Annotated in this window: 12 protein-coding genes; 4 read left to right on the top strand and 8 right to left on the bottom strand. The window is 47.5% G+C overall.

Annotated elements, in window-relative coordinates; all coding sequences use genetic code 11:
* The first annotated feature begins 102 nt into the window (after window positions 1-102).
* On the top strand, window positions 103-309 hold the full coding sequence (locus VBY75_RS06195) for a cold-shock protein (protein WP_011233297.1): 207 nt from the start codon (window positions 103-105) through the stop codon (window positions 307-309).
* Window positions 310-476: 167 nt separating this feature from the next.
* Window positions 477-2,048, top strand: coding sequence for a PAS domain-containing methyl-accepting chemotaxis protein (locus tag VBY75_RS06190; RefSeq protein ID WP_416511563.1), 1,572 nt, complete (start codon window positions 477-479; stop codon window positions 2,046-2,048).
* On the opposite strand, the gene cysE is transcribed toward VBY75_RS06190, so the two are convergent.
* From cysE to VBY75_RS06170, 4 genes are all read right to left on the bottom strand, one after another.
* Window positions 2,045-2,872 (bottom strand): serine O-acetyltransferase, encoded by an 828-nt coding sequence (cysE, locus tag VBY75_RS06185; protein ID WP_271332035.1) that lies wholly within the window; start codon window positions 2,870-2,872, stop codon window positions 2,045-2,047. The two genes, VBY75_RS06190 and cysE, sit on opposite strands and share 4 nt — an antisense overlap.
* 9 nt (window positions 2,873-2,881) lie before the next feature.
* On the bottom strand, window positions 2,882-3,340 hold the full coding sequence (locus VBY75_RS06180; RefSeq protein ID WP_054488893.1) for a DUF2489 domain-containing protein: 459 nt from the start codon (window positions 3,338-3,340) through the stop codon (window positions 2,882-2,884).
* Window positions 3,340-3,753 (bottom strand): GTPase-activating protein, encoded by a 414-nt coding sequence (locus tag VBY75_RS06175; protein ID WP_054488895.1) that lies wholly within the window; start codon window positions 3,751-3,753, stop codon window positions 3,340-3,342. Before VBY75_RS06175 ends, VBY75_RS06180 begins: the two co-directional genes overlap by 1 nt.
* Before the next feature lie 619 nt (window positions 3,754-4,372).
* Window positions 4,373-4,999, bottom strand: coding sequence for a c-type cytochrome (locus VBY75_RS06170; protein ID WP_199493941.1), 627 nt, complete (start codon window positions 4,997-4,999; stop codon window positions 4,373-4,375).
* A gap of 195 nt (window positions 5,000-5,194) precedes the next feature.
* Here VBY75_RS06170 and yihA point away from each other — a divergent pair, with 195 nt between their 5' ends.
* Window positions 5,195-5,815 (top strand): ribosome biogenesis GTP-binding protein YihA/YsxC, encoded by a 621-nt coding sequence (gene yihA / locus VBY75_RS06165; RefSeq protein ID WP_054488899.1) that lies wholly within the window; start codon window positions 5,195-5,197, stop codon window positions 5,813-5,815.
* Window positions 5,802-6,719 carry a DMT family transporter gene (locus VBY75_RS06160; protein ID WP_416511559.1) on the top strand — a complete coding sequence of 306 codons (918 nt, stop codon included), beginning with the start codon at window positions 5,802-5,804 and terminating at the stop codon, window positions 6,717-6,719. Before yihA ends, VBY75_RS06160 begins: the two co-directional genes overlap by 14 nt.
* A 121-nt stretch (window positions 6,720-6,840) precedes the next feature.
* Here the strand turns inward: VBY75_RS06160 and polA are convergent, their stop codons facing one another.
* From polA to VBY75_RS06140, 4 genes are all read right to left on the bottom strand, one after another.
* Window positions 6,841-9,606: a DNA polymerase I gene (gene polA / locus VBY75_RS06155; RefSeq protein ID WP_416511557.1), complete on the bottom strand. Its 2,766-nt coding sequence runs from the start codon at window positions 9,604-9,606 to the stop codon at window positions 6,841-6,843.
* A gap of 399 nt (window positions 9,607-10,005) precedes the next feature.
* Window positions 10,006-10,845 carry a shikimate dehydrogenase gene (aroE, locus tag VBY75_RS06150; protein ID WP_416511555.1) on the bottom strand — a complete coding sequence of 280 codons (840 nt, stop codon included), beginning with the start codon at window positions 10,843-10,845 and terminating at the stop codon, window positions 10,006-10,008.
* Window positions 10,842-11,756: an oxygen-dependent coproporphyrinogen oxidase gene (hemF, locus tag VBY75_RS06145; protein ID WP_222236087.1), complete on the bottom strand. Its 915-nt coding sequence runs from the start codon at window positions 11,754-11,756 to the stop codon at window positions 10,842-10,844. The genes aroE and hemF overlap by 4 nt, the downstream gene beginning before the upstream one ends.
* Window positions 11,749-12,309 (bottom strand): Sua5/YciO/YrdC/YwlC family protein, encoded by a 561-nt coding sequence (locus VBY75_RS06140; protein ID WP_224797616.1) that lies wholly within the window; start codon window positions 12,307-12,309, stop codon window positions 11,749-11,751. Before VBY75_RS06140 ends, hemF begins: the two co-directional genes overlap by 8 nt.
* Between the last annotated feature and the right edge of the window lie 6 nt (window positions 12,310-12,315).

The following is a 12,315-nucleotide window of genomic DNA, read 5'->3' as shown; positions in this document are numbered from 1 at the left end:
TTACGAAGTCCTTTTTGCTGTACCTCGTTTTGTAAGTCCAAGTAATACCAAGTTTTTTTTAGCAATACATTGATTTCAACATGCACTACGAGGAATATCAGCATGTCTACTACTACTGGTAAAGTAAAATTCTTTAACGAAGCTAAAGGCTTCGGTTTCATCGAACAAGAAAACGGCGCAGACGTTTTCGTACATTTCAGCGCTATTCAGTCTGACGGTTTCAAAACTCTGGCAGAAGGCCAGCAAGTTTCTTTCACCGTAGCTCAAGGCCCTAAAGGTCCACAAGCTGAAAACGTAGTTCCTATGTAAGGAACCTTCAGTACCCTTTCGGGTGCCGAACGTTTACACAAAGAATTTCAAAAACGTCGCTCTTAGCGGCGTTTTTTTATGGCCAAAAGCCTAAACCGTTAAACTTTTCCCGCCAAAATACGATAACCTTACTATATTGATGTAAATCAAACTTCCTAAAGGCGCTTATGAAAAATAATGGTCCGGTTACAGGAAAGGAAAACCGCTTTCCAGACCACTATCGACTGATTTCCTCAACTGACCTTAAAGGGGTTATCACACATTGCAACGAAGACTTCGTTAATGTCAGTGGTTACACACGAGACGAATTGATTGGGTCTCCACATAACCTTCTGCGCCATCCCGATATGCCGGGCGGGGTCTTTGAGCAAATGTGGAAAACCATCAAGCGCGGAAAGCCCTGGATGGGCTTAGTTAAAAACCGTTGTAAAAACGGTGACCATTACTGGGTCAGTGCTTATGTCACCCCCATAATGGAAAATAGCAAGCCAATTGGTTTTGAATCCGTCCGTGTTGCCGCATCAGATCACCGTAAAAAGCGGGCTCAGGGCGTTTATGACCGATTAAATGCGGGGAAACATGCTATTCCCTTAGGAAAACGGTTATGGCTGGGCTGCAAAGATTTAATGCCGGTTGTTATACCTGGTTTAATAGCCAGTGCCGCCATAGCATTGCTTGGTGAGCCTGTCGCTGCATTAATTGCATTAGCAGCAACCGCCATTACCACTTTCTCGTACGCCGCCTATATTGGTCGCATGCTGCAAGGGTTACTTGAGTTACGCCCAGAGGCTTTTGATTCTGAACTGGTTGGCATGACCTACTTTGATAAGCAAGGACGCGAAGCAAAGCTTGCTATGCAGCTTGTCAGCGAGGGCGCCCGTAACCGTACCGCACTTAGCCGCATGAAGGACGCAGTTGGAAGCCTGCTAAAAGTAACCAACGATACTTACGATCAAGCTCAGCTTAGTAAACAATATGTCGATAAACAGACGGCTGCGACTGAACAGACGGCGACGGCTATGAATGAGATGGCGTCCGCCATTCAGGAAGTGGCAGATACGGTTGAACGTAATGCGCAGCAGGCGGAGTCAGCGAAAACCAATGTGGATGAAAGCGTAGGGCTGGCAAGAGAAGCAAGCGAGGTCATTGTCCAGCTTCACGATGCCGTTCGGCAAATAGCCGCAACCGTTAAAGACCTGGATGAATCGACCGGGGCTATTGGCGAGGCTGCCGATTTAATATCCTCCATTGCCGACCAAACCAACCTGCTCGCTCTGAATGCTGCCATTGAAGCGGCTCGTGCCGGCGAGCATGGCCGTGGTTTCTCAGTGGTCGCAGATGAGGTTCGCTCACTGGCTTCAAGAACAACCCAGTCTACTGAGGGTATTCACAAAGTCATTCAACAGTTGCGAGAGCGCGCACGTAATGCCGTCGAGGTTTCAAAACAAGGTGAAGAGGCGGCATCAGAGGGTGTTGAGAAAGTTCGTCTGGCAGACACTGCTCTGGGTGAGATATCAGTGGCTATTCAGGACATTTCAGATATGTCGACGCAAATGGCGTCCGCTGTTGAAGAGCAAAGCGGCGTTGCGGAGCATATCAGCGAGCAAATTACTGAAATTGCGGACACTGCACGTCATACCCAACAAACCGCAGAGCAGACTCAACGCTCAAGCAACGAGCTGCAAAACACCAGTCAGCAGCTTTACTCACTGATTGAGCGCTTTAATTTAAAAAGTTAAGAGTCTTGTTTACCCGAGGCTGAAGTATCATCTTTATCGGCGCGTCGTTTTGCGGCGCGCTCACTTTCTTCAAGAAACTCGACATCGTCCATATCGACTTCCGGGATCTCACCACAGACATCGCCACCGAGCTTATTAACAGCCTGACAAAGGTCAGAGACTTTATTATCTAAAACCTGTACATGATCGAGCATGCGCCCAATTGCTGTTGCAACCGGGTCTGGGTTATCGGCTGAGATAGCATAGGCATCGAAGCCATACTCCTTTGCCATTTTTCTGCGGCGTTCCGCTGTTTCCGCATCGACTGCCGACTGAGCTACCCTGGCCGGAATGCCGACCACAGTGGTTAGCTCCGGCACATCTCGCACCACCACGGCGTTAGAGCCAATGCGTGCAGATTTTCCGACAGTAATTGGCCCCAGTACCTTTGCTCCTGCACCAATCACCACACCGTCTTTCAAGGTCGGGTGCCGTTTACCTTTGTTCCAGCTAGTACCGCCAAGAGTCACGCCATGATACAAAGTAACGTCATCGCCGATCTCTGCGGTTTCACCAATGACCACACCCATACCGTGATCAATAAAGAAACGACGACCTATTTTAGCACCCGGATGAATTTCTATGCCCGTTAGCCAGCGTGAAACATTAGAAACAAAACGAGCAAGCCAATATAACTTCCAGCCCCAAAGTTTATGGCTTATACGATGGAACCAGGTGGCATGCAGTCCAGGATAGTGAAACAACACTTCCATTGTGTTCCGCGCAGCCGGATCTCTGTCGAAAACGCTGGCGATATCTTCTTTTATACCTTTAAAAAACGGCATGCCGCCTCCTCAGGCCGCTGGAAATTGCTTCAATAACTTATCAACGTCTGCAAGAATAATGTCCCGCATCGACTTTTCATAGCCCTCACGCTCGTCATCCATTTCCCGCACTTTCTTTTTCGGAAATTTCTTACGTGACTCGTGCGTTGGCATATGTTTTATCTTTTCATACATTTCATGCATTGCCGGGTAATCTTTAGAATAGTCATACTCTACAGCTTCCGGGCGATGATCAAGCAATACCACAATACGTAAGCATCCTTCAGACAAAGGACACTGCTCTTGCTGCATGGCTTTTGCAATAGTAATAATACTCTCATCAATGCGATCAACACGCTTCTGTACAGCTGCGTCCCGAATTCTGGTCTGCCAACGCAGGCGTAGCAGTAAGTTGGTGGCGTACCACCCCAGAGCGACAATAATTAAGACGCCAACAATGGCGATAATCCAATAGAGTTCGCTGGACATTAGTACTCCTCATCATCCCATTCTTCATCGAGTTCATAACCCAGTTTGGCAACCAGCTGTTCATAACGCTCAGATTTTTCATCGAGGTAGCGCTGCTCTTCTGCTGTCAGAGACTCATCATTTTCGAAACGTTCAACCAGTAACTGAAGCTTTGTGTCTTCCTGTAACTGTTTTAGTTCCTGCTCAGGTGTCATCACCAAAGCTACTTTACGGCGACTGCCGTGTCGGGGATCTTTTTCATCGCCTTTTGTTCTACTTTGCTGCAGAACCTTAGTGGATGAATGTCGTTGGCCTGACGGTTGACCCTTACCCTTCTTTTTACCTTTTGAAGCAGCATCTGATGCTTGTCTTTCTTTTGGCGCTTTAGATGGCGCCAACGGCCCTGCCTTACGTGTTTTCTTGCGGCGAGTCATGGTCGCTCCTAAATAAAAACTAATATGACCTATTGTAACTCATTAACGGGGATGACGTCAGTGGAGGGTAAAGGAAAAGCTTGTACGTTTAAGAAAGGCTGAGCCCAAATAAGAAAAAAGGCGATGCTTTTACACATCGCCTGCTTCTCTCATATTATCGGCAGCGCACTGCAACTATGAGAATGGTTGTCACTGCTTCCGACTTGTTATTGCGGTTTTCCGTAACCTGTCTTTTATTATTGTTATTATAAAATGGAGCAACCACTAGCCTATTGGCTTTACTCCCTGGATTATCGAGAAATAAGATGGAATCTGACTTTTCGATAATCTCCCGACCTCTTGTTATTTTTTTGTGTCGAGTTAGCTGTATTTTTACAGTCTTTTTATTATTTCCTCAAGGGCTTTTAACATCTTTTTTTTGTTTTTTTCTGTCCGTACGGCCCCGGAGCGTTGTTAAGACTACTTGAACCAAATATTAATTCAATGATTTTATTGATCTAAAAAACAACTTTCTTATTACTTTTCGTTAACAACACCCAAAAACAGGCGTCTAGTATCTCATTTATTATAGACATAAAAAAAAGCGGCCTAAGCCGCTTTCTATTTGATTACGCTCTGTTTAATACAAGCCGCTCAGGAACTTAGACAGCAACTCGATTTCGTCGTCTGTCATTTTCTCTGTCACGCCCTGCATCATGCCGTTTGGATCGTTAGCGCGTTCGCCGCTACGGAACATTTCTAGCTGAGACTTAGTGTAAGCCGCGTGCTGACCAGAAATATCCGGAAACGCCGCTAGCCCCAGACCATTTCCCCGAGGGCCATGGCAGCCGGCACAAGACGGCATATTGGTTTCAGGGTTGCCGCGACGGTAAAGGTCACGCCCTTGTGCAATAATATCTTCAGGCGTTTCGCCTTTAGGCTCTTCCTGTGATGCAAAGAAAGCCGCTAAATCAGCCATATCTTGCTCAGATAATGACGCAACCTGGCCCATCATAATCGGGTTATTACGCCCTTCTTCACCACCGGTTTCTGACGCCCGTTTGTAATCTTTCAGCTGTTTAAGCAGGTATTTTTCGTGCTGACCGGCCAAATGCGGATACATATCGGACGGAGATTCACCATTGGGTCCATGGCAAGCCGCACAAACTTGCGATTTCTCTTTTCCGGCTTCAGCGTCGCCGCTTTGTGCTACTGCGATACCGGCGGTACCGAAGAAAAGTCCCAAAAAGATTGCGAATTTTTTCATGTTTGCTTCTCTTCTGTTCTGGATGGCGCCACGCGCCCCAATAAATCACCTTAAGCAGGTTGCTATTTTACACAAAACTTGTGTGGATTAAACGATTAAAACCGAATCAATTGCTAAATGATCATTGGAGATACTGTCCGGATACTTCATAATGCACGTAGACGTTCCGTTTTATCAATAAAAGTGACCTTAATAGTGGCAGATCAGCAATTAGATTACGCATCGGCAAAATTTGTGACCAGTGCACCGGATATCAGCAAACTGCCTCCGGACACAGGCATCGAGATTGCGTTCGCCGGCCGTTCTAATGCCGGTAAATCCAGTGCTCTGAATACACTAACGCGGCAGAAATCACTGGCTCGTACCAGTAAAACTCCGGGGCGCACACAGCTAATTAATGTGTTCGAACTCGACAGCGGTCAACGCCTTATCGACTTACCAGGGTATGGCTTTGCTAAAGTACCGCTGGCCGTCAAAGAAAAATGGCAGCGCTCTTTAAGCGAGTACCTGCAGCAGAGAGACAGCCTCAAAGGTATTGTCGTACTAATGGACATCCGCCACCCTTTCCGCGAAACCGACCAGGAACTCATTTACTGGGCTGTTGATTGCGAGCTACCGGTACTGGTATTGCTCACCAAAGCCGACAAGCTTAAACAAGGCGCTCGTAAGTCAACGGTGTTAAAAGCAAGACAAGCTGCAATTGCCTTTAATGGTGACGTTCAGGTCGAAGCATTTTCCTCACTAAAACGCTTCGGCGTCGAGCAAGTCGAAGAAAAACTCAACCAGTGGTATAGCAAAGAGTATGACGACGAATAACACACCACCACTTAGTGCCTGGTTATTATTAGGGTTACTCGCATTAATTTGGGGTAGCTCTTTTTTGTTGATTAAAAAAGGGCTAATTGCTTTTGGTCCGATGGAAGTTGGTGCGCTTAGGATCAGTTCAGCCGGTATCGTGCTAGCCCCTTTTATTGCGCGTCGCCTGAATAAAATCACCCGTAAGCATTGGCTAAAATTAGCAAGTGTTGGCCTGGTGGGAAGTCTAATCCCTGCCTTTATGTTCGCCATAGCACAGACTCAATTAGCCAGTGGCGTCACCGGGGTTCTGAATGCCTTAACACCCATTGCCACTTTGGTTATCGGCTCTTTATTCTTCCATCAAAAGGCGCGGGTAGCACAGGTTATCGGTGTCGGTATAGGCCTCTTTGGCACCCTGCTTTTGGTAACCGCTTCGGCGAATGGCAGTTGGGACTTCAACCTTTATGCGTTGTTAGTCATGGCAGCAACGGTTTGTTACGGCCTCAACCTGAACCTGATTAAACACAAAATCAGTGACTTATCACCGTTAACCATCACCGGTATCTCGCTACTTATGGCCGCAGTTCCTGCCACTGTCTATTTGTTCGCTGGCACAGAATTTATAGCCCAGGTTCAACAACCCGGCGCTGTGCTATCGCTGTTCTCTGTTTTGGCGTTAGGTATAGCAGGAACGGCTGGTGCTTTGGTTATTTTTAACCACGTTGTGCAGTTAACCAATACGGTTTTCACCAGTTCAGTCACTTATCTTATTCCGGTGGTTGCCGTTTTGCTTGGAGTACTTGACGGGGAAGCATTCTGGCTGCAACAGGGTGTTGGTATGTTAGCGATTCTTGTTGGTGTATGGTTTGCCAACCGCAAGGGTCGCCCCGGCCTGGCCGGTATTCCGCAGAAAGAGCAATAAAAAAGCCCGACTAAAAAGCCGGGCCAAAAGTAATCCAGGGAGAACAATTTTGTGAGGGAGGATTAATCCCCTCACTTATTGTGACTAGACCCTTTTTATAAAGTTCACAAAAATCGCAAAATTAATGCGCTTCATCCCAATTATTGCCTTTACCCGCCTCTGCAATTAGCGGCACATCAAGGCTTGCGGCTTTTTCCATGACATCGGTTAATTGTGCAATATAGTCATCCAGCTTGGCCTCTTTTATCTCAAAGACCAACTCATCGTGAACCTGCATTAACATACGTACGTCATCCTGACATTTATTGCTATCAATCCAGTCGGCGACTTTCAGCATTGCTTTTTTAATGATATCCGCCGCGGTTCCTTGCATCGGCGCATTAATGGCAGCCCGTTCCGCACCTTTCCTGCGAGCTCCGTTGCTGGCTTTAATATCCGGCAAAGGCAAGCGGCGGCCAAACAGGGTTTTCACGTACCCCTGCTCTTTTGCCTGTTTACGGGTATCTTCCATGTAGCGCAGCACACCGGGGAAACGTTCAAAGTACTTATCCATATAGTGTTGCGCTTCATGGCGGGCAATACCCAGCTGGCGCGCAAGACCAAACGCAGACATACCGTAAATTAAGCCAAAGTTGACCGCTTTAGCCTGACGGCGTTGGTCATCCGTTACCTCATCGGCTTTGCAGCCGAACACTTCCCCGGCTGTTGCCCGGTGAATGTCCAAGCCTTCAGCAAAAGCTTTTAGCAACGACGCGTCCTGGGATAAATGCGCCATAATGCGCAGTTCAATCTGGCTATAGTCGATAGCGACAATCTTATAACCTTGCTCAGGAACAAAGGCCTGACGCACCCGACGCCCCTCAGCTGTGCGAATAGGAATATTCTGCAAATTCGGATCAGTGGAAGACAAACGTCCGGTTGCTGTGACCGCCTGCTGATAAGAGGTGTGTACCCGGCCGGTGTCCGGGTTGATCATCTTCGGCAGCTTATCGGTATAAGTGGATTTTAGCTTCGACAAGCTTCGGTGCTGTAAAATAACATCTGGTAAAGGGTAGTCATGCGCCAGCTCATGCAGAACTTCCTCCGCCGTTGACGGTGCCCCCTTCGGGGTCTTTTTCACAACCGGAAGTTCCAGCTTCTCGAAGAAAATGCGTTGCAACTGCTTGGTCGAACCTAAGTTGAACTCCTCACCGGCAATCTCAAACGCTTTTTTCTCTAAAGCGTCAAGCTTCTCGGTAATTTCCTGACTTTGTTTACCCAGTAAGTTAGCATCTATACGAACACCATATTGTTCCATATCGCATAATACGGGAACTAGGGGTACTTCAATATCAGTCAGTACACTGTGCAGTTCGCTGCCAACATCTTTTACCTTGTTCCACAATACATCATGCAATCGGAACGTAATGTCTGCATCTTCGGCCGCGTAGGGACCCGCCTGCTCAAGATCGATTTGATTAAAGGTCAGCTGCTTAGCACCTTTACCGGCGATCTCTTCGAAACTGATCGTCTTGTGGTTCAGGTAATGCAGGCTCAAGGTGTCCATGTCATGACGGGAGCCGACACTATTAAATACGTAAGATGCCAGCATGGTGTCATTTAAAATACCGCCTAAACGAATTTTATAACGGCGCAAAATATGGGCATCGTACTTCAGGTTTTGCCCAACCTTCTGCGGCTTGTCCGCTTCGAGTAGAGGCTTCAACTGCTCCAGCAGCCAGTCGCGACCGACTTGCTCAGGGGCTTCCATATAATCATGGCCAACCGGAATATAGACCGCTTCACCCGGAGCGGCAGCTAACGACACGCCGACAAGCTCGGCCTGCATATAATTCAGGCTCGTCGTTTCGGTATCAAAAGCAAAGTAGTCACATTTCTTAAGTGAGGTTAAATAATCACTCACTTCCTCTTCCGTCATTAAAACACGGTAAGCGTCCCGGTTAATGTCGCTGACGGGCTTTTCAACTTCAGCTTTACCCAAAGCCTGGTCAGTTGCTGCCCCACTTTCCATAAGCTCACCAAGCCAACGGCGAAATTCACACCGGCTATATAACTCAGCCAGTTTTTCGCTGTCTGCCGTTTGTATGGTCAACTCTTCCGGCTGCAACTCCATAGCCACATCAAGCTTAATGGTTGCCAACTCCCGGGACATAAGCAACTGATCTTTATACTCGTTCAGTTTCGCCGGCATGGTTTTCGCGCCACGAAAGGACAGTTCGCTTACCGCATCGACATTTTCATAAATGGCATCAATGCTTGGAATTTGTTGCAACATTGCCTGTGCCGTCTTTTCGCCAACTTTTGGCAGCCCCGGAATATTATCGGAGCTATCGCCCATTAGCGCTAAATAATCAATGATCTGCTCCGGCTTCACGCCGAATTTTTTCTCTACGCCTTCAGGATCCAGCAAGGTGTCAGTCATTGTGTTAATTAGCATGACATGTTCGTTAACCAGCTGTGCCATGTCCTTGTCACCGGTACTAATTAACGTAAACCGCCCTTTTTCTCCGGCCTGTCGGGCTAAAGTGCCAATAACATCATCCGCTTCAACATCGTCAATGCATAACAGCGGCAGCCCCATTGCTTTCACAATTTCATGCAGAGGTTCAATTTGTGTGCGTAAGTCATCGGGCATTGGCGGACGGTTTGCTTTGTACTCCTGGTAAATATCGCTACGGAAGGTTTTACCTTTCGCATCGAAAACCACCGCCATATGGCTGGGTTTATAGCGTTTCAATAAGCTTCTCAGCATATTAACAACGCCATAAACAGCGCCGGTTGGCTCGCCTTTGGAATTGGTTAAGTGCGGTGGCGCATGAAAGGCGCGAAACAAATAAGAGGAACCATCGACGAGAATAAACGGATTTTCGGGAACAGATGTGGCCATAGTTAAAAACCTAAATTAAGCGTTACCTATAGGATGCCACAGAACGGTAATTCAGGCCACTGAGTAGAGTGTGTATAACCTGTTAATAAGTCTGTTAACAACGACCGATTCCACAGCCGGAAATTAAAATTTCCCCGTGTCTAAAGTTTACTTAAGTTATTGATAGTGTGGGATTTAAAACGGCAGGCATCCCTAAATGCCTAGTACTTTTTATTATTATGCTTCACTGTGGAAACTATTCTGTTTACGCCCTGAAATGGAAGGAAGTACATCGCAAACAGGTCAAACAGATTACCACAAAATCAGTAATGATCTACTGCCAAATTCCGTTTTTTTATAACCTTTTGTTCCTCATTTCTCTTTACTTATAAAAAGCAAAGAAAAACCTTTTTTAATCAACTAACTACGAGCTCGCAAATGCGCCATAACAAATGCGGTATCGGGGCGTTCTCCCCCCATCCAGAGTTGATAAGATGAGGCGGCTTGCTCAACTAACATACCAAGCCCATCGCTAACATTTTCACAGCCAGCCTGACTCAGCTGCTGCATAAATAACGTCGGCTCATCAGAGTACATTAAGTCATAACCTGAGGCTCCCTCAGCGAGTTGGGGAGGCAAAGCTAAACGCTGTCCCATTAAACTGCTGCTGGTGGCATTAACCATCAGGTCAATCGGTTCATTAATTTCCAAAGCCGATGCAAGCACCTGAATACGATCAGCAGCTAACACACCCAAGTTTTCCAGCTGAGACTTCAGCATCAGTGCTTTATCGACAGTCCGGTTCACTAAATAGATACGGCGAGGCTGCTGCTGCAACAGCAAAGGCAATACTCCCCGGGCTGAGCCCCCCGAACCGAAAACAACAAGTGAGCGCTCACTTACTTTGAAACCTTTTTCTTTCAAGTCTTTAATTAGGCCTTCACCGTCGGTATTGTCACCCAGTAATTGACCATTTCCCGTTGCAACCAGAGTGTTGACCGCGCCAGCCTCTTGCGCTCGCTTCGTTAATTCAGTTGCGAATTCCGCGGCCTGCTGTTTAAAAGGTAGCGTGACATTTAACCCTTTCCCGCCACTGCGAAAAAATTGCGCTATGTTTCGGGAAAATCGCCCGGGAGTCGACAAGTAACGACGGTACTCAACCGGATGCTGTTGCGCTTTCGCGAACAACGAGTGAATACGCGGAGACAAACTGTGCTCAATTGGGTTTCCAAAAACCCCCAGATGAATAACTGGCTTCATAGGGCTAACCAGTTTCGTGGTTTCAGATAGTAGCTGGTAAGCTTTTCCTCGGCCGAGTCCGGATCCGGATGCCAGTCATATTCCCAACGAGCCAGCGGTGGCATCGACATCAAAATAGATTCGGTTCTGCCACCCGTTTGTAGCCCGAACAAGGTTCCGCGGTCCCAGACAAGGTTAAACTCAACATAACGTCCACGGCGATAGAGCTGGAAATCGCGCTGCTGCTGTGTGTACGTCAGGGCTTTGCGACGCTCAACAATCGGTAAGTATGCTTTGGTAAATGCATCGCCCACCGCTTTTATTACAGCAAAGCACTCGTCAAAAGAGCGGTCATTAAGGTCGTCAAAGAAAATACCGCCCACGCCACGAGCTTCATCGCGATGTTTAAGATAGAAGTAATCGTCACACCAGGCTTTATATTCCGGATAAAGCTTTTCATCAATGCAGTCCAGAGCGTCTTTTGCCTGTTGGTGCCATTCGACGATGTCTTCTTCAAATGGATAAAAGGGTGTTAAATCAAAGCCACCGCCAAACCACCAGACCGGCTCTTCGCCTTCTTTTTGCGCAATGAAAAACCGCACATTCATATGTACCGTAGGTACCATGGGGTTTTTGGGGTGCATTACCAGAGAAACACCACAGGCATTGAAGTCTCGACCTTCCAGCTCAGGGCGGTGCGCTGTTGCCGACGCAGGCATTTTCTCACCGTAAACGTGCGAAAAACCGACGCCGCCCTGCTCAAAAACCTCGCCGTTTTTTATGATTCTGGAACGACCGCCTCCGCCGCCGGGCCGATCCCAGCTGTCTTCCTGAAAGCCTTGCTGACCATCAGCTTGCGCTAACTGCTCACAAATAGCGTCCTGCAACGACATCAGGTAGCTTTTTACCTGCTTTAAATAGTCACTATGCATCGTCTCTGACAACCTGATTATTAAATGGATTAATGATACGAGTTGGATTAGCAGCTCCACCAGTCGCTTCATCCATGATCCAGTCCACGCTGTCACCAAATTGCAGGCGCACTTCCGCTGCCGTTCTTGCCGGCTCCTGGCCTGTTAAGTTGGCACTGGTAGATACCAAAGCATGACCAAGTGCGCGGCAAAGCTCTCTGACAGGTTCATGCGCACTAACCCGCACGGCTATGGTGTCTCTGCCGCCAGTTAATAATGGCGATACACTTTTTCTTACCGGAAGAATTAAGGTGACGGGGCCCGGCCAATGAGACAAAACACTGAAACGTTTGTCCTGCGGAATAGCGGAGTCTTCAACAAAAGGGAGTAGTTGGCTGTAGTCCGCAGCTATTAAAATGAGCCCTTTTTCAGCTGGCCGCTGTTTCAGGCTTAGCAACTTTTGAATAGCAACTTCATTGGTTGGGTCACAGCCCAGTCCGAATACTGCTTCTGTCGGGTAGGCAATAACGCCTGTTCTTACTGCGTTATGCGCTGCTTCCCACTTATCTGCCATAATATA

Origin of the sequence: Idiomarina sp. HB (genome assembly GCF_048059115.1) — a bacterium.
Lineage (GTDB): Bacteria > Pseudomonadota > Gammaproteobacteria > Enterobacterales > Alteromonadaceae > Idiomarina > Idiomarina abyssalis.
This window is presented reverse-complemented; position numbering and strand designations above follow the sequence as displayed.

Bases quoted from the DNA above. Each gene is read 5' to 3' on its own strand.
- VBY75_RS06195 (WP_011233297.1), top strand. From the start codon at position 103: ATGTCTACTACTACTGGTAAAGTAAAATTCTTTAACGAAGCTAAAGGC.
- VBY75_RS06190 (WP_416511563.1), top strand. From the start codon at position 477: ATGAAAAATAATGGTCCGGTTACAGGAAAGGAAAACCGCTTTCCAGAC.
- cysE (WP_271332035.1), bottom strand. From the start codon at position 2,872: ATGCCGTTTTTTAAAGGTATAAAAGAAGATATCGCCAGCGTTTTCGAC.
- VBY75_RS06180 (WP_054488893.1), bottom strand. From the start codon at position 3,340: ATGTCCAGCGAACTCTATTGGATTATCGCCATTGTTGGCGTCTTAATT.
- VBY75_RS06175 (WP_054488895.1), bottom strand. From the start codon at position 3,753: ATGACTCGCCGCAAGAAAACACGTAAGGCAGGGCCGTTGGCGCCATCT.
- VBY75_RS06170 (WP_199493941.1), bottom strand. From the start codon at position 4,999: ATGAAAAAATTCGCAATCTTTTTGGGACTTTTCTTCGGTACCGCCGGT.
- VBY75_RS06160 (WP_416511559.1), top strand. From the start codon at position 5,802: ATGACGACGAATAACACACCACCACTTAGTGCCTGGTTATTATTAGGG.
- polA (WP_416511557.1), bottom strand. From the start codon at position 9,606: ATGGCCACATCTGTTCCCGAAAATCCGTTTATTCTCGTCGATGGTTCC.
- aroE (WP_416511555.1), bottom strand. From the start codon at position 10,845: ATGAAGCCAGTTATTCATCTGGGGGTTTTTGGAAACCCAATTGAGCAC.
- hemF (WP_222236087.1), bottom strand. From the start codon at position 11,756: ATGCATAGTGACTATTTAAAGCAGGTAAAAAGCTACCTGATGTCGTTG.
- VBY75_RS06140 (WP_224797616.1), bottom strand. From the start codon at position 12,309: ATGGCAGATAAGTGGGAAGCAGCGCATAACGCAGTAAGAACAGGCGTT.